Genomic DNA, 25,192 nt, shown 5'->3' on the forward strand with positions numbered 1-25,192 from the left:
TTTTATGCCCGGCTATCCGCCGTGGGCGGTGCGGACAATGTAGGTTGTATGCTGTCTTTGGCCATAAAAAACAATACCACTACAAAGCCAAAAGGGACCAGATACATCAGTTGCCACCGGACATTTTGCCCGGCGTCATTGAGTCTGCGTGTGCCTACTGCCAAAAAAGGCAGCAGAATAAGTACAGTGACAAACTGCCTTAATACCGGGCTGATAATTTCCGCAAGTGCACTAATCAACAGTACAAAAACTAAAAACCACCAATACTGATACTTGCTGGCCGTACCGGAAAAATCAGCAAATTGCACAAAGCAGTCTTTGACTACTGAAAGTGGAGTGGGAATTGTAACTTCTGATGTTTCGGAGCTCAGAAGCAGGCTGCTGGCATCCACTGCAAAAACAGCAGCTAAAGCCCGCACTGATTCAATGGATGCATTGCCTGTGTTTTCCAGCCGCTGAATAGTACGCAGGTTCAGGCCACAAGCGGCTGCCAGTTGCTCCTGTGACCATTGCTTGTCAGCTCTTAGTTTTTTTACCAGTTCTGCATTAATTTTCATGGCTTCGATACCTTGCATTTATTCGCAGGACACAAAGATAACTTAACTCTTAACTCAGCAGTGACGGCAAAGCTACGACAGTATGACGACAGCAGATTGTCTGCGCTTTTTGTTGCTGATTTTTAGCGCTTTTCTTCCATCAGGCCTATTAAGTTACCGTCCGGGTCTTTCAGGAAACCTATCCACAGTTGGTGATCCGGCATTTGTGCGGCAAGTTGTGGTGCTCTTTCACCCAAAGCGCCTTGCTCTAAGGCGGCAGCATAAAACTGTTCTATATCTGTAGTTTTAAAATAAGGGATAGAGTTTTTGCCAATCTCACCTGCGCCTTGTGGGGTGCTTAGCATCAGACGAGTGTCACCGCATTGAACAAAAGCCAGCTGTTCTGTCGGAGCAAACAGAAACTGCAGTCCGAGCACCTCTGTATAAAATGGCAATGAAAGCTGCACATCTTTGACTGTGATGGCAAGTTGGCCTAATCCAATGATTTTATTTCCCATAGCTAATTCCTGTTTTTAGTGTCGGCTTATGACCAATCCGTTTTTTCTGGTTGTATCCGGCGCGCAAGCAAAATACCCAGCCAGGCCATTGGCAGATAAGCCACTATCAAATCCAGAGCGATAAACCAGGTGGGTGCTGGGATCATAAAACTTGCTGCTATACCACCACAAAGAAAAAACACGCCAATCACATAAGCAAAACGGTTTTTATGGCTGGCAGCTACCAGGTAAGCGACCAAAGCTCCGGCCAAAGTGCCAAGGGCATGCGCCAGAAAGGGCATAATAAAATGTTTGGGTTCAAATAAATCTATACCCAAACTCAGGCTTTCTGTGTTCGTGACATCAACGCCTGCAGGAGGAGGAATAAGCATGGGGCTAATACTGACAAGCGCCATATTGACCGCTGCGCCAGCCATTACACCCAAAAGGATAGCGAGCAGATTTCGAACCAGATTAAGCATGATGATGCTCCACAGGGATTTGTTTAGCATTTAAGTTAGTTGAGTTATGGCTGCTAATCAATGACATGTCCCACAGCGGCGTAAATCAAAGCTAAAGCTAAAACCACAGACACTACACCTATAAAACGAAAGTAGTTTTTGCAGCTATTAGCCGACTGGACTGCAAATTTTTTATGTAGTGCCGGAGGTGTTAACGCCAAACCAGCACCTACCAATAATAAAACTGAACCTATGATCTTAAATAACAATGGAAACTGAGTTTCTGTTGCGTAGCTGACAAAAATGCCTCCGGCAATCAGCCTGCTGATGATTTCAAAAGGATGAAAATAACGCTGCTCGCTAAAGTTGATGATGCCTTGGGCAAAAGCATGTGGCCTGAATAGCATCATCAGGCTAAAGAGCAGCATTAACAGACCAAAAGCAGCAATAAAATACATGGCTTTCCTTTCATTGAACCTGGCAGGTTAGGGGATACCGTTGCAACCAAAAAGCTGAAAACCAGGGCGCAAACTGAGTTTTTGATAGTAGGCTACCACAGCAGGTAGCTCAGGCCGCTGCATTGGTGTCATCAACCATCTGTTTACCGACAAACCCAACACTATATCTGCCAGAGTAAATTCAGCACCAGTAATGTACTGCGCTGTTTTTGCTAAGGCGGCGTCCAGAATATGCATCTTTTGATTCCAGGCTTCAATGCTGTTAGCTGCCGCGGCCGTATCTGCATAAGCAGGGCTTTTTCTCACCAGATGCATAAAAGCATAACGCCATGAGTTATTTAGCTCTGTACTCTGCCAGTCCATCCACTGTTCAACCAAAGCCCTTTGCCTGGCAGACATCGGCAAAAGTTCTTTTTGCTGGTGCTGGTATTGTGTAGCTAAGTACCGGCAAATGGCATTCGATTCCCAAAGTATAAAATCATCGTCAAGCAATACAGGCACCAGCGCATTAGGATTCAGGGCTTTAAATGCATCTGTTTCAGTGGATTGAAAACCAGAACCCCATTCTTCCTGTTCATAGTTCAGTTGAAGTTCTGTACAGGTCCACAGCACTTTGCGCACATTGATGGATGAAGATTTGCCTAAAATTTTTAGCATGGCCAGCTCTTGATTTGGATGTTTTCATAGCAGTGTTAACTCACTGCTCGTTATCAATCAGCATCAACAGCGCCCACAAGTGCAGCTCAAGGCCATACTTGTGGACCAGACCACGCTGAGACGCTCAGCACTTACTTGACGGTAGCAGCCTTACTAATAAAACGATCCATTTCTGCTTCCAGAATTTCCAGTGGTAAAGCGCCATTGGCTAACAAAGCATCATGAAAAGCGCGCAGGTCAAATTTATTACCCAGTTTTTGTTCGGCTTTGGCTCGCAACTGACGGATTTTAATTTCGCCCATCTTGTACGACAGCGCCTGACCAGGCCATGAAATATAACGATCCACTTCAGCTCTCACATTGGCTTGTGATAAAGATGTGTTGTTGGACAGGAAATCCAGCGCTTGCTGGCGACTCCAGCCTTGGGAGTGAATACCTGTGTCTATTACCAAACGGCAAGCGCGCCACATTTCATAACTCAGGCGGCCAAATTGCTGATAGGCATTTTCATACACGCCCATTTCCACACCAAGACGTTCGGCATACAAACCCCAGCCTTCGCCATAGGCGCTTAAATACAGGTTACGGCGAAATTGCGGCACATTTTCCAGCTCTTGTGACAAAGCATTTTGTAAATGATGGCCAGGTACAGATTCGTGCAAAGTCAGAGCCACCAGTTCATATAGTGGACGCTGATCCAGCGAATCGGTATTTAGCCAATAAGCACCACCACGGATGCCACCAATAGCTGCAGGGTTATAAGAGGCAGTAGTGTAGTTGGGTGCTATTTCGGCTGGAACCGGCACCACACCATAAGGCAGACGTGGCAGTTTGCCGAAAAATTCCGGCAGCCGGTAATCAATACGTTTGGCGATGTAAGAGGCTTCTTTTAGCAGTTCTCTTGGTGTTTTTGCATAAAACTGCGGATCAGTGCGTAGAAATTTCGTGAAGTCGGTGAAGCTGCCTTTAAAGCCAGTTTCTTTGATCAGAGCATCCATCTCGGTGCGGATACGCTTCACTTCCGACAAGCCAATGTTGTGGATTTCTGCCGGATCCATGTCCTGTGTCACATAGGTGTTGATGGTATGACGGTAATAGGCTTTACCTTCTGGTAATTGTTCCGCCGCCAGACTCTCTGTTGCGGCCTGCATATAGTCGCCTTCAAGGAAGTCGGCTAAGCGGGCAAAAGCTGGCAAACCGACCTGCTGAATAGCCTTCTTGGCGGCACTTTGTAATTGCTGTTGCTCACTTTGAGAAAAGGCCGCTGGCAGTGTTTTAAAAGGTTCGTACAAACTGCTTTGTGTTGGATCCTTATAAACCTGAGCGCGCACTGTCGGGGCTATACCCTGAACGACAATTTTTGGTAAAACAAAGCCGTCTTTAATACCAGTGCGCATATTGGCAATGTTTTCGTCAAAATAGCGGCCAAAGTCATTGATGCGGGCTATGTAGTCCTGATAATCCGCTACTTTAGGCATAGACAGACCACTGCTGGCATCCAGAGCTGAGCTCCAGAAACTATAAAAGGTATTGGCCGGAATGCGGTCAAGGAACAGCTTATTGGACTGGATCGAATTACGCAGCACCCAGCCCAGCAGTTGATGATTGACGCGGTCTGAGTCTGTGAGTTGTTGTGGTTCAATTGCTTGCAGACGTTGCAGTAAAGCTTGTTCAGCCTTCAGCCGACGAGCACGATCTTTGGCTGTCACACCAGGCAGACGATTATTGTAACCAGCCAGTCCCATCCTGCCTGCGCTGATTGGGTCTTCCTGCAGGCTGTATTGCCAATGGTCATCTATAACTTTTTGCAGTTGCTCTGTCGCAGTAGCGGCTAAGGCGGCAGGTGCCAGCCACAGTAGCGCCAGGCTAAGCAGGGAATGAGTAAAAAAAGACAATAATTTGCGGGACCTTAACACAGGTTTTCTCCAGACTGATCAATAAGCTGAGTTGTATATCCTCACCTTAGCATGACCCCTTTATCTGGTGGCAACTTCTAACCCGCGATTTAAACGTCACATCGCATTCTGTGTAAATCAACGAAGGCGTTTAAACCCTGAGTTTGATACTCGGAGTTCGATAAAGCGTGCCAATTTGGCACGCAGCTTGATCTTTTATCAATAGAAGCCGATAATTTAGCAAAGTGCCATTTTGGCACGGAGGGAATAAATTATGACGACTACACCACCTCGAATCACGGCTCGGGTTGATGCTGAAACCCAAAACTTACTGTCTAAGGCTGCAGCTATAACTGGGGTTTCGAGCATCAATTCCTTTGTACTCAGCGCGGCGGTTGAGAAAGCCAAACAAATCATTGAGCGTGAGCAAACTCTGAAGCTTTCTCAGCGTGATGCCATGTTATTGATGGACGCGCTTGATAACCCGGCGACTGTACATCCTCATCTGGCTGCAGCTTTTGCACGTTATGAAGGCAAAGTTCAATAATGCAAACTGTATTACTGGATAAATCGAAGCACGACAGAAATCGATTTAACTGTGGTATTGATGCGTTAAACAACTACTTAAAAGTCATGGCCAGTCAGCAAAGTAAAAAAGACAATACCCGTACTTTTGTGCTTGAAGATAAAGCTAACCCACAACACATTGTTGGTTTTTATACTCTGACCATGACTCCGATAGATATACAAAGTCTTCCGGCATCACTGCAGAAAAAACACCAGTCTTCAACCTCGGGTGGGCTGATCGCACGACTGGCAGTGGATGAAAGATACAAAGGTCAGAAAACAGGCGAGTGGATGTTGATTGACGCTGTTAAAAAACTACTGCAAGCCAGTGATGCAGTAGGTTTCCCTATTGTTATTGTGGATGCAAAAGACGGCGCAAAAGGTTTTTATCAAAAATATGGCTTTCGCTGTTTTGAAGATAGTGAACATAAACTCTTTATCACCATAGCGGATGTGCGGGCCAGCTTTGGCTGAATGAGATCTTTGTTTTTCTATTCGACTTTCGCCTTTGGCAAAAAACAGGACAACAGCACGGTCGCCAGAATAAAACCGCTGGACCAGACAAGGCAGGCTTCTAAACCTTGGGTTTGATACAAATAACCTGACAATACAGTGCCAATTAAGCGGCCCATGGCGTTGGCCATATAATAAAAACCAACGTCCAGCGATACACCGTCGGTTTTGGCCATGCTTACAATCAAATAGCTGTGCAAAGACGAATTCACCGCAAAGACAGCACCAAATAACAGCAGCATTGACACTAATAAGGTTTCAGTCGGGAAGGGCAGAGGTAAGAGTTTGGCCAATAGCGCCGGAATAATACAAAGTGCGATGGCCCAGCCCACAGCAGCCCAGCGTCCCGGTACTTTGCCGGAGCGTTTACCAGTAATAAATGGAGCCAGGCTTTGCACCACACCATAACCAATAATCCACAATGCCAGAAAAGTACCTATGGCCTGCTGGCTCCAGGCCAGTTGCTGAGCTAAAAACAGCGGCAGGGCTATAACAAACCATAAATCCCGCGCACCAAATAAAAACAAACGCGCAGCCGACAACAAGTTAATTGGGCCACTTTTGGATAACATGTCTTTAAACTTGGGTTTGTAACTGCTTTTGCCTAAGTCTTTTTTCAGCAGGGCTAAACTCAGTAACCAAACCAGAGCTAAAGCTCCGGCCATCACAGCTACAGCCCCCTGAAAACCGATTTGAGTTAACAAAAAACCACCGATAAAAAAGCCAACCCCTTTTAGGGCATTTTTCGAACCTGTAAGCACAGCTATCCACTGATACAACTTGCTTTGGGAGTCCTGCGGCACCAGTAATTTAATCGAGCTTTTAGCGCTCATTTTATTTAAATCTTTGGCGATGCCAGACAAAGCCTGAGCGGCCATCACCCAGGGTACTATTAATAACTCAGCCGGAACCAATAACATCGAAAGCGCTGCTATTTGTAAAAACAGCCCAATATTCATGGTTTTATTTAACCCAATACGAGCACCCAACCAGCCTCCAAACAAGTTCGTCAGCACGCCAAATAGCTCGTAAAACACAAATAACGACGCTATTTCTAAAGGGCTGTAGCCGAGTTTATAAAAATGCAGCAGCACCAACATCCGCAAAGCGCCGTCGGTCAGGGTAAAAGCCCAGTAGTTGCCGGTCACAACCAGATATTGCTTTAGTGCTGTCTGCATAATTAAAAACCTCGTTGTTGTTCTACGGCTGATCCACCAAACCTACCATCCTGGCTAATTCCACTGTGCGGTTGGCGTAACCCCATTCGTTATCGTACCAGGCGTAAATTTTTACCTGAGTGTCGTTTACTACCATAGTGGATAAGGCATCGATAATGCTTGAGCGTGGATCGGTTTTATAATCTACCGATACCAGAGGTCGCTCTTCATAACCCAGAATATCTTTGAGTTCCTGTTGTGACGCCGCTTTTAAGAGGGCGTTGACTTCTTCGGCTGTGGTGGCGCGTTCTACTTCAAATACGCAGTCGGTTAAGGACGCATTGGCCAGCGGCACCCGCACAGCATGGCCATTTAACCGGCCTTTTAACTCAGGGAATATTTCGGTAATAGCAGTGGCAGAGCCTGTGGTGGTTGGAATTAAGCTGCTGCCACAAGCACGGGCGCGGCGTAAATCTTTGTGGGGTGTATCCAGAATAGACTGAGTATTAGTTAAATCGTGAATGGTGGTGATAGATCCATGTTTAATACCCAGCTTTTCATGGATCACTTTGACCACAGGCGCCAGACAGTTGGTAGTACAGCTGGCCGCCGTGACTATCTTATGTGTGAGAGCATTAAATAGATGATGATTCACACCCATGACTACGTTTAATACACCTGCTTCTTTAACCGGCGCGCTGACCACAACACGTTTTACACCCTGGTCTAAATAAGCCTGCAACTGGGCTGAGCTTTTCATTTTGCCAGAGCATTCAATCACGACATCGCAACCTGACCAGTCGGTGTCGTTGATGGCTTTATTGTGCGTGACAGCAATACGCTGTTCTTTGATAACCACTGTATTGCCTTCAGCTTCAGCCTGATGCTTCCAGCGGCCGTGCACTGAGTCGAAATTCAGTAAATGAGCAAAAGTAGCAGCGTCACCGGCCGGATCGTTGATGTGCACAAACTCAAATTCAGGCCAATCAAAAGAAGCTCGTAATGCCAGACGACCAATACGGCCAAAACCATTGATACCTAGTTTAATTTTTTTCATAAAAATCCTTTAAAGTGAAGTGGTTAAAAGCTTAACAGCAGCCTTTTTGCCGCTCTGGTCTGTCGCCCATCTGGCACAGTTGCTGTTGGTTTAACTCCAGCCAAGCAGAATTCGACGTACCTGTCTGTTGCAGACACCACAAAGCCCACTGCGGTAATTCAGGATTTAAGCGGTAATAAACCCATAAGCCTTGTTTACGGTCGAGCAAAATACCATCGCGGCGTAATTGAGCTAAATGACGGGAAATTTTCGGCTGACTATCTGCCAGCGCAGCCACTAGTTCGCAGACACAAAGCTCTTGTTCCTGCTGGATCAGCAACAAACTACGCAGTCGGGTTTCATCCGACAGCGCTTTAAAAAAGGTGATAGGGTTGAGTTGCATAGTCTATTACTTTACATATGGAAAACCATATGTAGTAGTCTATATATGTTTTTCCATATGTAAACCTAAATCTTGGGAGACGCAAGCCTTTGCGATATGCTGGCACTATTGAAAACAAGGAAGCTCAGCCATGACCAATCAGCTGCTTGACGCTGGATTTTTAGATGACCAATGCTTGACCGGTCCATTACCGGAACAGTGGTTGTTGTTACCCACTGTGGCTTTGACCAAAAGACGCTGCAGTTGGTTGCTGACTTTAATTGTTGTGGTAAGCGGATTAATGGTTGCGCAGTGGTGGTGGGATTCGCACTTACTATTTCCGCTGGTTTTAGCCTGTTGGGGTTTAACCGGACTGATATTTCTGACCAGTTGGTTTTACTTACCACTGGAAATTCGGCACACCAGATTTTTACTACGTACTCAGGATTTTTTGCTGCAATCCGGCGTATTCTGGCGCAGAGCTGCGTTGATCCCGCTGCATCGTGTGCAACATGTGACTATTAGCCAGGGACCACTACAAAAACGCTTTGGGCTGGCCACATTAAAAGTCTATACAGCTGGTGGTCTGGATGCTGAAGCGGCGCTGGCTGATATAGAATATGGAGTCGCGCAGGCATTGAGTGAGCAGCTTAGTCAGTTGATCCCACGTGGAGATACTGATGCTGAACACTGATAGGCCAGAACAGTTGGCGGCAACTGAGCATTGGCAGCGCAGTTCTATCTGGGCCTTGCTGCCTTTGCTGGTGAAAGCTATAACGCAATGGGTTGGCGTGATCCTGGGTGGGGCCTATTTGTCCTTTAGCGATAGGTTTCAGGCTTATGCACCCTATGGGATAACGGCTCTGGCACTGCTGATATTCGGCAGTGCGGTGCTAAACTGGCGCTATACCCTGTTTCGTGTCTCTGCTCAAGGTATTGAGCTGCGCCGTGGTTTGCTGCAAAAAGAACATCTGCTGTTGGCGAATTCGCGTATTCAGGAACTACAGGTTCAACAACCTTTTTACTTCAGGCCACTGCGGTTATTTACAGTCAGTCTTGATAGTGCCGGTAGTCAGCAACAGGAGTTTTATCTGACCGGCTTGACGTCGCAGCAACTTGCTTTGTTGCAAGGGGGGATGCAGGTTGATCAGGCTCTGCCTTCCACGCCATTTTTTCGGATTTGGTTGGCGACTTTATACAACAAGCATTTGTGGTTACCACTACTGGCTGTCTTTGGTGCGGTCCAGTCGCAGTTTGATGGCGAACTCTTTGAACTTTGGTTTGCTCAGGGCCGTGAGGTGTTGCAACAATCAGGGCGAGAACAGAGTTTCACCTTGCAAATAGCGGCCAGCCTGATCCTATTGCTGCTGGTGGTTTTGGTGTTAGTGCTGATGACCTGGATTTGGCTTTATCCACAGCGTTTTTTGCGTGATGGCCAGCAGTTACAGCTGCTCCAGGGCACTTTGCTGAAAAAGTCGCTGCGCATCCAGACGAAAAGGGTGCAGATGCTCACTGTCAGTCAGCCCTGGCTGGCGCGGTTTTTGGGTCATTTTTCACTTATTTTTCATGGTTTCACCAATTCTCAGGAACAGAAAAGTAAGTTTGCTCTGTTAGGCCAGACAGGTGATGACATCAATCAGCAATTGCAGGCACAGCAGCTTTTGGCCTTATCCGATATCCAGCAGTTACCCTTGCAGCGTTATGTTCCGGCTTATTTCCGGCGCTTGTTGTTGCTCCGGGGCATCATCATTTTGCTGCTTAGTTTGCTCGCGGTTGTATTGTGGCAAAGCGAAGTTATTGCTTTGAGTACGGGCGCTGCGGCTTTGTTTGCTGCTGCACTGTGGTTGCTTGGTGATCTATGGGCCTACCGTCGTTGGCATGGATTCTGTGTGCAGGATCAGGTGTTGTATCTGTGGCATGGTGGTCTTGGTCAGTTCTGGCAAATAGTGCCGCTGCAGCAGGTACAAAAAGTACAGCTGGTGCAGTCGTTGTTTTTTCACCGGCAGCAACTGGTGCAGGTTAACTTCAGTACAGCTAATGGCAGTGTGACGCTGGCCGCTATCCCAAATCAGCAAGCACAGGAGCTTTATACGCAAGTACTGCAGTTGCGGCCTGAGTTTGGTCATGGTCTGCTTGCTGTATCGGGCCGTATTGATGCTGAATAATGATGAATTCAGCCGCTGTGGTTTAACTCTTTAAAGCAGCAACTTACAGCAAAATCAGTTTTGTTATTTGAGAACAGTTCTTGTTTGTGGCTATACTGCGGCAACTTTCAGTGAACCCCCAATGGAGTATCCGATGAAATTCTGGCAAAAATCTTTAGTGGCTGCGGCCTTAACAGCCGCGACTTTGGCACAGGCTGCAGAAGTGAATGTGTATTCTGGCCGTCAGGAAGAATTGCTAAAACCTATGCTGGATCAATTCAGCAAGGACACTGGTATTAAAGTGAATTTGATCACCGGCAAGCCGGATGAACTGATTAGCCGCATGCAAAGTGAAGGTCGCAACAGCCCGGCAGACTTGCTAATTAGCACAGACGTCGGCCGTTTATATCGCGCCGAAGTGCAGGGTTTATTGCAGCCTATCGATTCAAAGGTACTGACCGACGCTATTCCGGCAGGTTTACGTGACCCAAAACAGCAGTGGTTTGGTTTAACTAAACGCGCCCGTCCAATCATGTATGTGCCGGGTAAAGTGAAACCAGAACAGTTAAGCACTATCGAAGATTTGGCCGACCCAAAATGGAAAGGCAAAATCTGCGTGCGCTCGTCCGACAATATTTATAACCAGTCGATGGTGGCGGCTTTAATAGCTCAGCTGGGTGAAGAAAAAACTCAGGCCTGGGCCAATGGCTTTGTCAAAAACTTCGCTCAGCCGCCAAAAGGTGGAGACCGCGACCAAATCAAAGCAGCGGCTGCTGGTGTTTGTGATATCGCCATAGCCAACACCTATTATTTAGGTGGTATGTTTGATGATGCTGGTGATAAAGCTGCAGCTGAAGCGGTGAAAGTATTCTGGCCAAATCAGCAGGACCGTGGCGCTCATATCAATATCTCTGGTGCTGGTGTCGCTAAATATGCGCCGAACAAAGCAGAAGCCATAAAGCTATTGGAATATATGGTGAAGCCTGAAAGCCAAAGCTGGTACGCCGTGACTAACCATGAGTATCCGGTAGTGGTTGATGTAAAGTGGAGCCAACGCCTTGAATCTTTTGGGCAATTTAAGGCTGAGCAGTTACAATTATCGACTTTAGGCGAATTAAATGCGAAAGCAATTCAGGTGATGGACAAGGCGGGCTGGAAGTAATTCCCCTGCGTAGTTTTGTTGATCGGATAAGCGGGCGATCCTAAAGGTCGCCCCTACGTTTTTAATGATGCAGTGTTTTAAAAGGATATCTGTCGTTTGACCAGCCCGTTATTTAGCCGGACTATCACTGTGTTCGCTTTGCTATTGGCAGTGCCTGTGCTGGTGGTGCTTGGCTCTTTATTAACGCCTCAGCCTGAATTATGGGCGCATTTGCTGGATACTGTGCTGGCCGATTATGTCACTAACTCTTTGTTATTGGCTTTAGGTGTAGGTGTGTTAAGTGCTGGCATTGGCACTTTAATGGCCTGGACTGTGGCACGTTATCAGTTTGTTGGCAGAACTGTGGTGCAGTGGTTATTGCTGCTGCCTATGGCGATTCCGGCTTATATCATGGCGTACAGTTATACCGGCTTGCTGGATTTTGCCGGACCAGTGCAAAGCCAGTTGCGGCTTTGGTTTGGCTGGTCGTACGGCGATTATTATTTCCCTGAAATCCGTTCTTTGCCCGGCGCTATACTGATGTTGTCGCTGGTGCTTTACCCTTATGTTTATATGTTGGCACGCACAGCCTTTCGCCAACAGTCAGGTTCCTTACTCGAAGCCAGCCGCACTTTAGGTTTCACACCGCGTCAGCATTTCTGGAAAGTGGCATTGCCTGTAGCCCGTCCTGCGATTTTGACAGGGGCGGCATTGGCGATGATGGAAGCTTTTGCCGACTACGGCACTGTGCAGTATTTTGGTGTCACCACTTTTACCACTGGTATTTTCCGCACCTGGTTTGGCATGGGCAATCAGGTTGGGGCTGCGCAACTGTCGGCACTTTTGTGTAGTTTTGTGTTGTTGCTGCTTTATCTGGAGCAATGGTCCAGACGCAAACTGAAGTTTTATCAGCAAGGCCAAAAGCAGCAGGAACCGACCCGACAGCCTGTGCAGGGGCTGGCCGGATTTGGCATGTTACTGCTTTGTTTAGTGCCAGTGCTGTCAGGTTTTCTGTTGCCTGCTTTGCAGCTGCTGGGCTGGGCTTTGGAACGTGTTGAACAGCTATTCTCGCCAGATTTTATTCAGCTTTTAATCAATAGCTTTTCCCTGGCTGCTTTAACAGCTGTGGTCACCGCCAGTCTGGCTTTATGTTTTGCTTATGCCAAACGCTTATCCGGCCATTGGTCTTTGGTTTTGCCTGTGCGTATAGCCGCTATGGGCTACGCCTTACCTGGCACAGTGATCGCCATAGGCGTGATGTTACCGCTGGCCGCTTTGGATAACTCGATAGATTTATGGGCCGAGCAGCAGTTTGGTGTTCGCACTGGTTTGTTATTGTCCGGCACTTTAGTAGCGCTGGTGCTGGCTTATACGGTACGGTTTATCGCTGTGGCTTTGCATAGTGTCGAAGCCGGTCTGATGAACATTACGCCTTCAATGGATAACGCCGCCCGTAGCTTAGGCGAAAGCCCGGTTGGGGTGCTCAAGCGGGTGCACTTGCCTCTGCTTCGGGCTTCAGTGCTGAGCGCTTTATTACTGGTGTTTGTGGATGTGCTCAAAGAGTTACCTGCCACTTTATTGCTGCGGCCTTTTAACTTTAATACCTTATCGGTACGCAGTTACGAGCTGGCGTCAGATGAGCGGCTGGCCGATGCAGCTTTGCCTGCACTTGCCATAGTACTGATAGGTTTAATTCCGGTGATCCTGTTGTCCCGAGCTTTGGATCGTTCTAACAGAGGAGCAACTTAGTGCTGGTTTTACAACAAGTTTCCATAGCTTATGGCCAGGCTACTGTGGTCAAAGATGTGAGTCTCACTTTGCAACAAGGCCAGATAGGTTGTTTGTTAGGGCCTTCCGGCTGCGGCAAAACCAGTTTATTACGAGCTATTGCAGGTTTTGAACCTGTGCACACAGGTTCTGTACTGTTGGCTGATACAATCTTGTCTGAGCCCGGCAAGATGATGAATCCTGAGCAGCGCCGTATAGGTATGGTATTTCAGGATTTCGCGCTTTTTCCGCATCTGACAGTGGCGCAAAATATTGCCTTTGGATTAAAGAAAATGCCAAAAGCACAGCAGCAACAGGTAGTGGCCGAACTGCTAGCTTTAGTAGGCTTGCCCACTTTGGGCGAGCGTTATGTGCATCAGCTGTCTGGTGGTCAGCAGCAGCGGGTGGCTTTAGCCCGGGCTTTAGCACCAGAGCCAGACGTCCTGTTATTGGATGAACCTTTCTCCGGTTTGGATGCTGATTTACGTGAAGCATTGGCACAGGATATCCGCGCTATTATCAAGCTGCGGGGAATCAGCGCCTTGATGGTGACTCATGATCAGTTTGAAGCTTTTGCGATGGCTGATCAGATAGGCGTGATGCAACATGGCAAGCTGCAGCAGTGGGGCAGTGCTTATGAGCTATATCATCAGCCAGCCAATAGATTTGTGGCGGACTTTGTTGGGCACGGTGCTTTACTCAAAGGCGAAGTGTTAGCAGACGATAAGGTGTATACGGCCTTAGGTGTTTTTGCCCAGACTCAGTCGGATTTTCCATCTGGTGTCACAGTAGATTTGCTGGTGCGACCGGACGATATAGTGCATGACGATCAAAGTGGTTTTACTGCCAAAGTTGTTGGCAAATCATTCCGTGGCTCGCATATTTTATATAGCCTGGAATTAGAAGGGGCAGAGCAGGTGTATTGTTTAGCGCCGAGCCATCATGATCATCAGTTGCAAAGCCGCATTGGCATTAAGCTGGAGTTGGATCATTTGGTGTTATTTCAGCGGCAAAGATTGGTGGACTAATAGTCGGGCTGCAGCAGTTCAAGTCGGTGCTGTTGCTTCAGTTTTTGCAGACCCTGTTCAAACTTTTGCTGCATCAACAGTGCCCCAGGATATGCTTTCGAGAAGGCCAGGTACACCGGTCTTGCTTCAACTACAGGTCCGGTAGAGCTTAGTTGAGTGCTGTATTCGGCCAGTTCTGTTGCCAGTAAATATTCGGCTACCATTTGTTCGCAAATCACTAAATCCACCCTACCCAAGGCCAACATTTTCATGGATTCGAGATCTGTGTTTACTTCTATCCACTCAAAAGGTAAGGCTTTGATGGCTTGCGGATAGCTGTATCCCCTTACAACCCCCAATCGGAGTGGCCTTTTCGCCAATTGATTTAGTTCGGTAAAGGCGATTGGATTTGCTGTGCTGTGATAAAACTTCAGGTAGTTGGTATAAAGCGGTGTGGGGTAATGCAGATATCCTGCTCGTTCTGCGTCAAACCAGACGCTGACAATAGCCGCAGCTTCACCTTGTTTGGCTTGCAACAAAGCACGGGGCCATGGCAAAAAGTCTATCTGTATGTCCTGCTGCTGAGCGGCAAAAATTTCTCTGACTAATTGAACTGCATGCCCCTGATTGGGCAGGTTTTCCCCGTTGTGTGGCACAAACTCACTACTGACAATACGCAGCGCTTCTGCCTGTACAGAGAAGCTGAAGCTCAGCACAAGCAACCACAACCTGATGATCCACTTCATTTTTTGCCTGCTTTGTTTCATCTACTGTACGGATTTTTAACTGAAAAAAGCTGGTAAAGCAATGTACTTGACCAGTTCTTCACCATCAGTCAGTACTAAGGCGGTTGGATCCGTGGTCGAAAGTGATCAACAGGGAAGTAGCGAATAAAGCCTCGCACCAAGGTAAGAAATTTTATGATATTGGAGGGCATGTTCAATCAGAAGTCGCCTGTGGAATGACAAGCAAAGATCCTGAGTGCAGCTCTGCATGCAGGGTGTTGTGGGGACTGAAGGTTCGAAAGCTCCGGTTAGCTAATTAGGCAGCGCCTGCCGGAAATATGCGCTCAAACTCTTGAAAGACGATAGGCATTTCAGGCCTGGGCTCATAGCCAGTTCCCTGGAGCTCGTGATGGTAATAGTCCCAATGAGCCTTGTGCCACCAATCAAGCGAGCCGTCTCCCTCACCTTCAATTCTTGCATGAACCTCCGTGACCTCGTTCAGCGGGAGGATCTGCACATTGGTTGTGCGAATAATACATATGGCCTTACCGCTCCAATCCGTCACTATGTTCAGATCGCCTATACGCGGCAAAGCCTCTCCGCTGGTCTCAAAAAACCACAATGACGGTGATGTTGCGCGCTTTGTGCCGTTCAATACTAGCTGAGCACACTCATTAGCATCCGTCTCGTTGTCGCAGAAATACCAGGCTGGCGGTGCATCAGTGGGGAACTGTGATAGCTGAGATTGATGCGCAAGGTAGGTGTCCCACATAAGCTTTACTGATCGGTGCATAACAGCGTTTCCTTACGACCTAAAGCCCGACACACGCGAGCAACTTGTTATGAGTCGAGAGCGCCGTAGGCGCATTCTGCTGTCGATTGTTAGCTATTAACCGCACTTGCTAGTGTCAATCCGCTGATAACCCAAAATACCAACCATGATAAATGCCTACCTCTTGTGTAGTAAGCTGAAAAAACACCGCTCACGGCAAATAGAATACTGACTGTAAAAAGCAATATTTTCGAATCGGGCAGTAACACTAAAAGTGCCGCAAACCCAAACCAGGTCAAACTTGTTATATGCCACGCAAATCGAAGGGTTCCTTTTGTAAATTGATCACTGCCAAAAATATGTGGCAGATTTTCACGTTTAAACAGGCGGATTAGTATGTACCTTTCACCAAGGACCGAATGAACTAGCCCGCATAGGATAAGCAACAGTGACGCAATGATTAACAAAGGGCCTCCTAACGACTTACATTTGTATATTGTGCCAGCACGTTTGTCTGGTTTTACGTGTTGGCACCTTATTCCCTTTTGGCTAGCTGTTATTTACCAGCCCTGCCACCGTAAGCCTCTAAATTAGATTGTTTTTCCTTCTTCAGCAACAAATAACTCTGCCATCCGGAGGTGAGTGTAGTTTCAGTTGGACAACAAAATTGCTGACCAGCTCAGCGCGAAAAAACAGCTAAAGCACGGGCTTTAGCTGAACCAGAGGCAGGCAACCTCAACAGGGTGGATAGAAATAGTGATGGCATAATTTACTGAGCTAAAAAGGTCCGTATTTGTTCTGCTTTGCTCTGAATATTCAAAAGCCCGTCTAGATGACCTGCCTGACCCGCAATCTCTTCGTAGCCAGCGCCAGGCATCTGATCTTTACTGTGTTTTGTCATAGCTGGCGTCAGTAATAAATCACCTGTTGCGGGTAACCATAAGGTTTTAGCTTTGACACTTTTGAGCTTCTGTTGCCAGTTATCACCCATACCAGCTCGCCATAACTGCGAAGCTCTTACCAGATACAACAACGAATTGGCATCCATCTGGGCAGAGCGTTGTTTTGCGGTGGTGATCAGCTGGTTCCAGGCTGGTAGTTCGGCCTGAATATCCTGATGAATAGCGTTGTCCAAAGCGGGGGCAGGATAGGTTTGATTAAATAATTCCGGGTTCAGTGCATCCTGAATCACATAAGCTAAAGCCCGCGTTAACCCTTGTGGTTGCTGTGTTAATGGATAAGCGCCTTTGTTCCAGTCCGGGTCCTGTTTAATAGGCTGAGCCCAGCGCTCCAGTCGCACAGCACTAAAACTGTCGATATAAGCTGTGCCTATCACGGGTAGTAAACGTTCTACTTTATCCGGATAACTGACAGCCCATTCAATGGCCTGAAAGGAACCCATTGAAGGGCCTATCACAGCATAGAGTTTTTCAATGCCGAGTTTGTCCAGCAGGGCTTTTTGCACTTCGACAAAATCGCGAATGGTGACGACAGGAAAACTCAGGCCATAAGCTTTGCCTGTATCCGGATTAACACTGGCTGGGCCTGTGGTGATCACGTCGGGTGAAAAAGCATTCAGGTTGGCCAGACTGTCGACACTCAGTACATAGAATTTGTTGGTATCTATGGCTTTACCAGGACCGATAATTTTGTCCCAGTAGCCTGGCGCTGCATCTGTAGCGCGGTATTTGCCTGCAGCATGGGAAGTGCCGGAAAAATAATGGGTGATTAAAATGACATTGGATTTATCGGCATTGAGCTTGCCATAAGCTTCCCAGCCCACTTTAACCTGCTTTAAAGCCACACCATTTTGAGTGGTAAAGCGCGTCAGTTCCAGCTGCTGTTTTTGTACTAAAGGCAGCTCTGCTGCCTGAACAAGGCTGCTGAATAGCAGCATAAAACCAAACCATAGTTTCATCATAAATCCTTTCGGCACACCTTTCATCACAACCATTGAAACAGGAAAATAGCCAGCATCACACCCAAAGTCGGCACAACCACTGTCACCGCAGCAACAGGCCAATAAGCATTTTGATGGCTTTCACCACAGATAGCACGAATAGTAGTGACCACATAACCGTTGTGCGGCAATGAGTCTAAAGCGCCGGATGAGATAGCGACCACACGATGTAACTGCTCTGCATCTACACCACGTTCTAAATAGACTGGTGCTATCTCAGGCAGGGCTATGGCCTGACCGCCTGAGGCTGAACCTGTTAAACCCGCAATCACACTAACAGCCACAGCAGCGCCTATCAGCTCAGAGCCAGGTAAATGCGTCATGGTATCGACCACAGCAGCAAAAGCTGGTGTCAGCTTGGCGACTGAACCAAAACCGACCACAGCAGCTGTATTGCCTATAGCAATTAATGCCCCTGTGGCGCCTTGATCCAGGGTTTGGCCCAAAGAGGTTAAGAACTTGCGATTAAGTAAATACAAAGTGGTGACACCACCCGTCAGCGCCACTATTAAGGCGGCTTGTTGCATGGAGTCATGTAATAAATACGACAACAGCAGCACCACCAGCAAAGGCAAAATACCCATCATAGGATGAGGCAAGGCTTTGTCGCCAACTACTGGATCCGCTTCACGGCCTTCAAAAAATTCGCCTTTGGCCATCGCAGTTTTAATCATCTTCATTAACCAGCAATAACCGACGATGGCCATAAAAATCGCCACTATGATGCTGACTTCCCAGCCCGCATAAGGGCTGGTGCCGAGGTATTGAATAGGGATCCAGTTTTGAATTTCAGGCGAACCTGCTGAAGTCATAGTAAAAGTAACAGAACCTAAACCTAAGGCGGCCGGAATAAAACGCCGCGGCAGGTTGGCGTCTTTAAATAAGCTAACTGCCATAGGGTAAGCGGAAAAGGCCACGACAAAAATGCTGACACCACCATAAGTCAATACAGCACAGGCCAGCACAACCGCCAGTACAGCGCGTTGTTTGCCGATACGTTTGACTATGGCAAGTGCCACAGCATCGGCTGCGCCTGTATGCTCCATCAGCTTGCCAAAAAGCGCGCCTAATAAAAACATTAAAAACCAGCTGGAAACAAAACCGGCAAAACCCGACATATAACCCTGGACAAAATTGGCAGGATTATCGGCCAGCCAAAATGGGATGCCGTTAAACAAAGCCACAAATAAAGCGCAGAGTGGCGCAAGAATAAATAGGTTTACCCCGCGCATGGTCAGCACTATCAGTAACACCAGCCCCGCTAACAGACCAAATAAACTCAGCATAGAAACAACCTTGTGTTTTTTCTTTAGTCTGGTGTAAAGCTGTAGGTCAAACCATAGTACTAAGGTACAGTCTGTTAGCTGTTCTGTTTGTTAACTCTTTTATTTTCATGTGCTTACCTGTAGTTTGTGGCGGGTATAGTACTAAGGTACAGCTTAACATTTCGACAGGACAGCCTAGAGTGGTACTGGACAAGTTAGCAGGAGAAGGCACATGGCCCATAACAATAAGAAGACGAAGACTGTATTCCAACCCACTTTATTAGCTGTGCTGATAGGGTCCGCTTTAATCAATCCGGTAATGGCAGAACAGGCCAACAACGACGCAGCAGCACAAACGGCAGAACAAGAAGAAGCTACACTGGAAGTGATTCAGGTCACGGCCCGCAAAACGGCTGAAAACCTGCAGCAGGTACCTGTTGCCGTAACCTCTATAGGTGCAGAAGCTCTGGCTCAGCGTGGTATTGAAAACTTAACAGCAGTGCAGGCTTATTCGCCGAATACAACCTTGCAGGTGTCCCGTGGTACCAACAGCACCTTAACGGCTTATATCCGCGGTATTGGCCAGCAGGATCCGCTTTGGGGTTTTGAACCTGGCGTTGGTATTTATATTGATGATGTCTATATGGCCCGTCCTCAAGGCGCTGCTATGGATGTTTACGATGTAGAACGTATTGAAGTTCTGCGTGGCCCTCAGGGTACTTTATATGGCCGTAATACCATAGGCGGCGCGGTGAAATACATCACTAAGCCTTTAAGTGGTGACAATGAACTCAGCCTACGTGGCACTGTAGGTAACTATGGCCAAAAAGACTTTAAAATTGCCGGTCAGACTGCATTAACAGACAAGCTGTTTTTTGGTGCTGCCCTAGCCACGCTGAATCGCGATGGTTTTGGTACTTACCTCAATACAGGCGCAGAAAATTACGACAAAGATATTCTGACAGGTCGTGTCAGCCTGCAGTATCAGGCGACAGACAATGTACGTTTTAGTTTTGCCGCTGATCGCACTGAAGATGATTCAAACTCCAAAGGCGGCCATCGTTTAACACCAAGTTTAGTTACTGGTGATGCGCCACCAGAAAGCGTATTTGATTCCAATACCAGCATGCCAGCTGACAACTCTGTGGTGACTGAAGGTCAGTCGCTGACTATTGCCTGGGATATCAACAGTGACTGGACAGTTAAATCCATTACCGCCAAACGTGAAGGGGTGACAGATACTAATATCGACTTTGATGCGACAGCATTACCTTCGTTAGACGTACCAGCCTTTTACGAAGACGAACAAACAACGCAGGAACTGCAGTTGTTGTTTAACGGCGACAAACTGACGATGGCATCTGGCCTGTATTATTTTAAAGGTGACGCCTGTGGTGCTTTTGGTACTGTGCTGGTGCAAGGTCTGGGTGTAACCACGGAAAACGGTGGTTGTGTTGAAACCGACAGTGTGGCTGCTTATGTGCAAGGTAGTTATCAATACACAGATAAGCTGTCTTTCACTTTAGGTGGCCGTTATACCGAAGATGATAAAGACGCAGAAGTTTATCGTTTTGTGTACTTAGGCTACAAAAGACCACGTGATGCAGGCACTCCTATTGCTGTGCAGTCCGACTTTGCAGGCAGCGAGACTTTCAGTCATTTTTCACCCCGTGTAGGTTTTGAATACCAGAGCAACGAAAACTTTATGTGGTATGGCTCGTATACCGACGGTTTTAAATCCGGTGGTTTTGATATGCGCGGCAACCAGTCTATTAACCCGAATGCGGGCGATCCGTATCAGGAAGAGACGGTAGATACCTTTGAACTTGGTTTTAAAAGTGAGTGGAATGATCGCACTTTACGTTTAAATGCTGCAGCATTTAGTTCCAGCTATGACGATATGCAAGTGACTGTGCAGCGGGCTGTGAATAATACTGTGGCTTCTCAGGTATTAAACGCGGCCAGTGCTGATATCCGTGGTTTTGAAGTAGAGATGATCTCTGTTCTGACCAACAACTTAGAGCTGACGGGTATCTTAGGTTACACAGACGCTAAGTTTAACGAAGTGGTGTTTTTTGACGCGGCTTCCCAGACCAATGTTGATGTATCTGATGTCTGGTCTTTTGCCAATACTCCGGAGTGGACTGGTACTTTAGGTCTGAAATACACCCAAAGTGCTGGCATAGGCGAAATCGTTTATAACGTGATGGGTTCGTACCGCGCTGACACTCAGATTTTTGAAGTACCTTCAGTGCTGGACTTTGGTGGCTACACTATCTTCAACGCCGGAGCTACCTGGTACTCCAACGATGGTCACTGGGACTTGTCTGCTCAGGTGCGTAACATAGGCGATAAAGAAACCCGTATTGCCGGTTATAACTTCCCACTGTTAGCGGGTGAACAAACTATTACTGCCTACTACGGCGACCCAAGAACTTATAGTTTAACTCTGGGATACCGTTTCTAAGCTTTGATGGCGTAAGGGCGGGGTTTATCTCCGCCCGTATCTGCCGCTTTAGATATAAAAGGCGTAGCCAAAGTAATTGGAGGCGACAAGGATTGTAGGGGCTGGGCTTGCCCCGCCCGTTTCAAATTCCAATTTGATCCGAGCGATAGCACGCAGGCAACAAAGCCGCGGCTTCAAGTACGAAGGCTAAAAAACACTTGCCGGGGCGAAAGCCCCGGTTCAGTATGGTGAAAAGAGGTTTTATAAAGTTGATACTGCGCTGTTATGATTGCAATTATTGCTGATGACCACCCGCTATTCCGTGTCGCTCTGGCACAAGCTTCCCAACAAATTCTTGGCACTGATGCTGTATTGCTGCAAGCCAATAGCATGGCGCAGTTATGGGCTTTATTGCTGCAACACCCTGATACCGAACTGATATTTCTGGATTTAAAACTACCGGATGCTGAAGGTTTTGCCGGTTTAACTTCGCTTCGTACTGAATACCCTGATATCTCCATTTTGATGGTGTCTGCTATTGAAGATCCTGCTGTGATTAAACAAGCCTTACAGCTGGGAGCTTCAGCTTATATTCCAAAATCTGCGCCGCTGGATTTATTATCCGAAGCCGTAGCGCAGGTTGTGGCAGGGGAGAGTTGGGTACCGGCTGAACTGGTGAACGAAGTGGAAAAAGCCAGGGATCTGATTGACCAGGATTTTGCCCGCAGGCTGGAGCAACTGACACCCCAGCAATTTCGTGTGCTGAAAATGATCGCCGACGGTTTGCTGAATAAACAAATTGCCTATGAAATGCAGGTGCAGGAAACCACCATCAAGCAGCATGTATCGGCGATTTTGCGCAAACTGAATGTGAATAACCGTACTTTGGCCGGTATTTTGTTTGAGAAGCTGAAGCTGCCAGACGAATTTTAACTCCCCGACTAACCCTGGATTGGGCTGAAATTTTTGACTGGCAGGGATAAACCCTGCCCCTACGATTTTTGTGGTTAATTTAGCCCCATCTGTTGTTTAGCTATGCCAAGCAAATGCGCTCTGTCTTCTATACCATTGGTGCCACCGTTAATCAGTTGGGTGACTTTGGTCAAATCATCAGCTTGTGCCGCAGCATTAATATTACGTTTTTGCCAATACCAGCAGCCAGACGCCACTGCCAACACAGGATCTGTGGCGACTAAATCTGGCTGGCTGACCACATCTACGCCCCAGTCCTGGCTAAAAGCCTGATAGTTGGCTTTCCCCGTCAACTGAACAATACCGCGGCCTCTGTAGGCCCAGCCGTCACCACTTTGTTCATTGCCATTGCCCATTCTGTTGGCATAAATACGGTTGGCGATTTTTTCCGGCTGGCGGGCGTAGCTATTCACGTCAATGCCGACAAAATACTTCGCAAATAAAGAGGTCAGGGCAGAGGCACTGTAGTTCAGGTTTTCTCTCAGTTGCGAGTAACCCGCACTTTCATGGGCCGTTTGCGCCATAAAATGTGCAACACATAAAGGCGGTGTGATTTGAGCTTTAGGTAAATCCAGATCCAGCGCGTTGCAGAAACTACTTAAAGCACTGCTACTTAAGCTTGGGCATAAAGCAGATAACAAAGCAGGACTCACTAGTGAGGCTGGTGTTGTGGTCGGTAAATCTGGCAACTGCAACTGCTGACCCGGATAAATCTGGTTAGGATTGGTCAGATGATTCTGACTGGCTATCCAACTGGCTTTGCTGCTATCACCATAATAACTGGAAGCTATGGTACTTAAGGTATCTCCGGTTTTGACCTGATAAAGCATGATGCTCTCCCTGTCGTTGAAAAATAACAGGTACAAAGTATGGTGCAGTTTTTGTGAAATGATGGAGGATTTTTTTGGTTGTATAGATGGCAGCGACTATGCGATAGATAGAAAAAAAAGCCCACCGCTTTGGGTGGGCAAGAGGCGGCAACGCCTTTTAGCTAGGAACTGGTGGTTAGCAGCAACTGACAGTTGCTGCTTGTTTTGGAACTGAAACTACAGCCTGTTTTATCTGACTGGCAGTTGTCGATTTGTCGGGTTCAGTTTGTGCAGCTGGAGCTACTGGCACATAACCATGAAACTCAGCTAAGCCTTTAAAAACCTGAATTAAACTTTGTCTGAACATAAAGCTGTCTCCTTGTGGCCTGAGTCTCGTTGTTTGAATAATGAGCAGTGTAGAGGCTGTGTAAGGTTTTGATTAGCCATGCTGACAAAGACAGATAGTTTCCTAAAAGAAACAGTCAGAGTGAAAAAATCTGGTTAAAATCAACAACGAAAACAGCATAAGAAAAAGGTGCAGGGATGTCGTTGCTTCAGCGTTTAAGTGATATGGCTACGTTTGCCAAAGTAGTAGAAAGCCGCAGTTTTACCCAGGCTGCTGTGGCGCTGGATATGTCCAAAGGCGCAGTCAGCAAAGCCATCAGTCGTTTAGAGCAACATTTAAATGTACGTTTATTACAGCGCTCGACCCGCCAGTTGAGTTTAACGTCCGAAGGTGAGGCGTTTTTTGAGTACTGCCAACAGGTTGTGACTCAGGCTGATCAGGCCGAACATCACTTATCCGAACTGAGGGACGAACCTTCAGGTTTAATTCGTATCAGTGTGCCTGTCACCTTTGGCACATTGTTGATTGCTCCTTTGTTGCCTGAGCTTTTGAAACAATACCCGAAGTTGAGTGTTGAACTGGATTTAAATGACAAAGTGGTCGACCTGATTGCAGAAAAAATGGATTTGGGCATGCGTTTTGGTCGTTTAGCCAATTCCAGCCTTATTGCCCGATCACTGCCGGGGTTACCTATTACTATGGTGGCTTCGCCTGGCTACCTGAAAGAGTTTGGCACCCCCCAAAGCCCGGCAGATTTATGTCAGCACCAATGTTTAAGTTCAGGATCTTCCATTGCGGATCGCACCTGGTTCTTTCGGTATATGGATCAGAGCATTGAAGTCTTAACCTCAGGCCGGGTGTTATGCAACAGCAACAGAGCATTAAAACATGCAGCTTTGGCTGATATGGGGTTATTGTTTGTCACCCGTTATCAGGTGGAAAAAGAGCTGCAAAATGGCAGCCTGGTCGAGGTGATGCAGGACTACATGCCAGATCCACTGCCGCTGCATCTGGTGTATCCAAACCGCCATCATATGAAGGCGGGCTTAAAGGTAGTGATCCAGTTTTTCCAGCAGCAGTTTGCTGCTGGTTAAACTGCGCTGTACCAGGAACCAGCCGTGCAGTTGGTTAGCCGATTGATCAGGCAGATTGTGAAAACTTAGTAGTTGTGCCTTTTAACCTCTTGTATTGCCAGAATAAACCAGCCAGATATAACAAGAAAATAACCCCTAAAATTTGTTTTACTAAAGGCGATTCGGGACCTTCAGGAGCCAGCGGTGCGCCAACAGGTAAGCGGCTTAAGCTTTCGACTGTGGTAGGAATAAACATCAGAAAAAAGCTGGTACTCATTAGAACTCTCTCAAGCAGAGGGGCTAAGTTTTGCAATGCGGAGAGTTTTGGCAACAAATAAGCTGCGCCAATCAGCAGCAAAATCAAAATGCCTAAAAAATGCCCTTCACTGAGCTTGCCTGTTTTCATAATAGTAAAAGCGGTGGTCACTGCAGCGACTGTACTCAGGCTATACCAAAAGCCAAGCTTGCTGCGCGGATTGATATGACCCTGCTGCAATAGCAGTATGACTGCCAGTAGTATTGGAATTAAGCTAACCAGCGTATGGATAATACCTAAAGCAGACATAAAACTTACCTCAACAAATTGATTTTTCTAAGCTTAGATGA

The 25,192-nt window shown here is 47.2% G+C and carries 26 protein-coding genes; 10 read left to right on the forward strand and 16 right to left on the reverse strand.

Going from position 1 to position 25,192, the window contains the following annotated elements; genetic code table 11:
* Nucleotides 1-2: 2 nt before the first annotated feature.
* From OM978_RS02645 to OM978_RS02670, 6 genes are all read right to left on the reverse strand, one after another.
* Complete coding sequence (locus OM978_RS02645; RefSeq protein WP_264345367.1) at nucleotides 3-557, reverse strand: DUF805 domain-containing protein; 555 nt, start codon at nucleotides 555-557, stop codon at nucleotides 3-5.
* A gap of 122 nt (nucleotides 558-679) precedes the next feature.
* Nucleotides 680-1,054 carry a VOC family protein gene (locus OM978_RS02650; protein ID WP_264345369.1) on the reverse strand — a complete coding sequence of 125 codons (375 nt, stop codon included), beginning with the start codon at nucleotides 1,052-1,054 and terminating at the stop codon, nucleotides 680-682.
* A 26-nt stretch (nucleotides 1,055-1,080) separates the two neighbouring features.
* A complete protein-coding gene (locus OM978_RS02655; protein WP_264345371.1) occupies nucleotides 1,081-1,515 on the reverse strand; it encodes a hypothetical protein in 435 nt (144 codons plus the stop codon).
* 53 nt (nucleotides 1,516-1,568) lie between these two features.
* Nucleotides 1,569-1,952 carry a hypothetical protein gene (locus OM978_RS02660; RefSeq protein WP_264345373.1) on the reverse strand — a complete coding sequence of 128 codons (384 nt, stop codon included), beginning with the start codon at nucleotides 1,950-1,952 and terminating at the stop codon, nucleotides 1,569-1,571.
* Nucleotides 1,953-1,979: 27 nt separating this feature from the next.
* On the reverse strand, nucleotides 1,980-2,609 hold the full coding sequence (locus OM978_RS02665) for a glutathione S-transferase family protein (protein WP_264345375.1): 630 nt from the start codon (nucleotides 2,607-2,609) through the stop codon (nucleotides 1,980-1,982).
* A 131-nt stretch (nucleotides 2,610-2,740) separates the two neighbouring features.
* Nucleotides 2,741-4,525 carry a DUF885 domain-containing protein gene (locus tag OM978_RS02670; RefSeq protein ID WP_264345377.1) on the reverse strand — a complete coding sequence of 595 codons (1,785 nt, stop codon included), beginning with the start codon at nucleotides 4,523-4,525 and terminating at the stop codon, nucleotides 2,741-2,743.
* Between the two features lie 253 nt (nucleotides 4,526-4,778).
* Here OM978_RS02670 and OM978_RS02675 point away from each other — a divergent pair, with 253 nt between their 5' ends.
* A complete protein-coding gene (locus OM978_RS02675; RefSeq protein ID WP_264345379.1) occupies nucleotides 4,779-5,051 on the forward strand; it encodes a DUF1778 domain-containing protein in 273 nt (90 codons plus the stop codon).
* The gene (locus OM978_RS02680) at nucleotides 5,048-5,545 is read left to right on the forward strand and encodes a GNAT family N-acetyltransferase (protein WP_264346911.1); all 498 of its coding nucleotides are present in this window, start codon (nucleotides 5,048-5,050) and stop codon (nucleotides 5,543-5,545) included. Before OM978_RS02675 ends, OM978_RS02680 begins: the two co-directional genes overlap by 4 nt.
* Nucleotides 5,546-5,562: 17 nt before the next feature.
* On the opposite strand, the gene arsJ is transcribed toward OM978_RS02680, so the two are convergent.
* The 3 genes from arsJ to OM978_RS02695 are packed head-to-tail and all read right to left on the reverse strand — an operon-like array spanning nucleotide 5,563 to nucleotide 8,180.
* The gene (arsJ, locus tag OM978_RS02685; protein ID WP_264345381.1) at nucleotides 5,563-6,762 is read right to left on the reverse strand and encodes an organoarsenical effux MFS transporter ArsJ; all 1,200 of its coding nucleotides are present in this window, start codon (nucleotides 6,760-6,762) and stop codon (nucleotides 5,563-5,565) included.
* Between the two features lie 22 nt (nucleotides 6,763-6,784).
* Entirely contained in the window at nucleotides 6,785-7,798 is a 1,014-nt protein-coding gene (locus tag OM978_RS02690; RefSeq protein WP_264345383.1) for an ArsJ-associated glyceraldehyde-3-phosphate dehydrogenase, read from the reverse strand.
* 31 nt (nucleotides 7,799-7,829) lie between these two features.
* A complete protein-coding gene (locus OM978_RS02695; RefSeq protein ID WP_264345385.1) occupies nucleotides 7,830-8,180 on the reverse strand; it encodes a metalloregulator ArsR/SmtB family transcription factor in 351 nt (116 codons plus the stop codon).
* 130 nt (nucleotides 8,181-8,310) lie between these two features.
* Here OM978_RS02695 and OM978_RS02700 point away from each other — a divergent pair, with 130 nt between their 5' ends.
* The 5 genes from OM978_RS02700 to OM978_RS02720 all read left to right on the forward strand — a co-directional run bounded on the left by OM978_RS02700 (nucleotide 8,311) and on the right by OM978_RS02720 (nucleotide 14,239).
* The gene (locus OM978_RS02700; protein ID WP_264345387.1) at nucleotides 8,311-8,853 is read left to right on the forward strand and encodes a PH domain-containing protein; all 543 of its coding nucleotides are present in this window, start codon (nucleotides 8,311-8,313) and stop codon (nucleotides 8,851-8,853) included.
* Nucleotides 8,840-10,324: a PH domain-containing protein gene (locus tag OM978_RS02705; protein ID WP_264345389.1), complete on the forward strand. Its 1,485-nt coding sequence runs from the start codon at nucleotides 8,840-8,842 to the stop codon at nucleotides 10,322-10,324. Before OM978_RS02700 ends, OM978_RS02705 begins: the two co-directional genes overlap by 14 nt.
* Nucleotides 10,325-10,457: 133 nt before the next feature.
* Entirely contained in the window at nucleotides 10,458-11,465 is a 1,008-nt protein-coding gene (locus tag OM978_RS02710; protein ID WP_264345391.1) for a Fe(3+) ABC transporter substrate-binding protein, read from the forward strand.
* A 96-nt stretch (nucleotides 11,466-11,561) separates the two neighbouring features.
* Nucleotides 11,562-13,193, forward strand: a complete 1,632-nt coding sequence (locus tag OM978_RS02715; RefSeq protein ID WP_264345394.1) for an ABC transporter permease — start codon at nucleotides 11,562-11,564, stop codon at nucleotides 13,191-13,193.
* Entirely contained in the window at nucleotides 13,193-14,239 is a 1,047-nt protein-coding gene (locus OM978_RS02720; RefSeq protein ID WP_264345396.1) for an ABC transporter ATP-binding protein, read from the forward strand. The genes OM978_RS02715 and OM978_RS02720 overlap by 1 nt, the downstream gene beginning before the upstream one ends.
* Here OM978_RS02720 and OM978_RS02725 read toward each other — a convergent pair.
* The 4 genes from OM978_RS02725 to OM978_RS02740 all read right to left on the reverse strand — a co-directional run bounded on the left by OM978_RS02725 (nucleotide 14,236) and on the right by OM978_RS02740 (nucleotide 18,961).
* Nucleotides 14,236-14,964, reverse strand: coding sequence for a substrate-binding periplasmic protein (locus tag OM978_RS02725; RefSeq protein WP_264345398.1), 729 nt, complete (start codon nucleotides 14,962-14,964; stop codon nucleotides 14,236-14,238). The two genes, OM978_RS02720 and OM978_RS02725, sit on opposite strands and share 4 nt — an antisense overlap.
* Nucleotides 14,965-15,259: 295 nt before the next feature.
* Nucleotides 15,260-15,736, reverse strand: coding sequence for an ASCH domain-containing protein (locus tag OM978_RS02730; RefSeq protein WP_264345401.1), 477 nt, complete (start codon nucleotides 15,734-15,736; stop codon nucleotides 15,260-15,262).
* Between the two features lie 748 nt (nucleotides 15,737-16,484).
* Nucleotides 16,485-17,636 carry an E22 family MetX-like putative esterase gene (locus OM978_RS02735; RefSeq protein ID WP_264345403.1) on the reverse strand — a complete coding sequence of 384 codons (1,152 nt, stop codon included), beginning with the start codon at nucleotides 17,634-17,636 and terminating at the stop codon, nucleotides 16,485-16,487.
* A 23-nt stretch (nucleotides 17,637-17,659) separates the two neighbouring features.
* Nucleotides 17,660-18,961 (reverse strand): GntP family permease, encoded by a 1,302-nt coding sequence (locus OM978_RS02740; RefSeq protein ID WP_264345405.1) that lies wholly within the window; start codon nucleotides 18,959-18,961, stop codon nucleotides 17,660-17,662.
* Nucleotides 18,962-19,172: 211 nt separating this feature from the next.
* Here OM978_RS02740 and OM978_RS02745 point away from each other — a divergent pair, with 211 nt between their 5' ends.
* Both OM978_RS02745 and OM978_RS02750 read left to right on the forward strand, forming a co-directional pair.
* A complete protein-coding gene (locus OM978_RS02745) occupies nucleotides 19,173-21,407 on the forward strand; it encodes a TonB-dependent receptor (RefSeq protein ID WP_264345407.1) in 2,235 nt (744 codons plus the stop codon).
* A 264-nt stretch (nucleotides 21,408-21,671) separates the two neighbouring features.
* Entirely contained in the window at nucleotides 21,672-22,319 is a 648-nt protein-coding gene (locus tag OM978_RS02750) for a response regulator (RefSeq protein WP_264345409.1), read from the forward strand.
* A gap of 74 nt (nucleotides 22,320-22,393) precedes the next feature.
* Here OM978_RS02750 and OM978_RS02755 read toward each other — a convergent pair whose 3' ends face one another.
* On the reverse strand, nucleotides 22,394-23,188 hold the full coding sequence (locus OM978_RS02755; RefSeq protein ID WP_264345411.1) for a glycoside hydrolase family 19 protein: 795 nt from the start codon (nucleotides 23,186-23,188) through the stop codon (nucleotides 22,394-22,396).
* A 175-nt stretch (nucleotides 23,189-23,363) separates the two neighbouring features.
* Nucleotides 23,364-23,534, reverse strand: coding sequence for a hypothetical protein (locus OM978_RS02760; protein WP_264345413.1), 171 nt, complete (start codon nucleotides 23,532-23,534; stop codon nucleotides 23,364-23,366).
* 176 nt (nucleotides 23,535-23,710) lie between these two features.
* On the opposite strand from OM978_RS02760, the gene OM978_RS02765 reads away from it, so the two are divergent.
* On the forward strand, nucleotides 23,711-24,607 hold the full coding sequence (locus OM978_RS02765) for a LysR family transcriptional regulator (protein ID WP_264345415.1): 897 nt from the start codon (nucleotides 23,711-23,713) through the stop codon (nucleotides 24,605-24,607).
* 46 nt (nucleotides 24,608-24,653) lie between these two features.
* Here OM978_RS02765 and OM978_RS02770 read toward each other — a convergent pair whose 3' ends face one another.
* Nucleotides 24,654-25,151, reverse strand: a complete 498-nt coding sequence (locus tag OM978_RS02770) for a hypothetical protein (protein WP_264345416.1) — start codon at nucleotides 25,149-25,151, stop codon at nucleotides 24,654-24,656.
* Nucleotides 25,152-25,192: the final 41 nt, after the last annotated feature.

It is taken from the genome of Rheinheimera sp. MM224 (genome assembly GCF_947090785.1).
GTDB lineage: Bacteria > Pseudomonadota > Gammaproteobacteria > Enterobacterales > Alteromonadaceae > Pararheinheimera.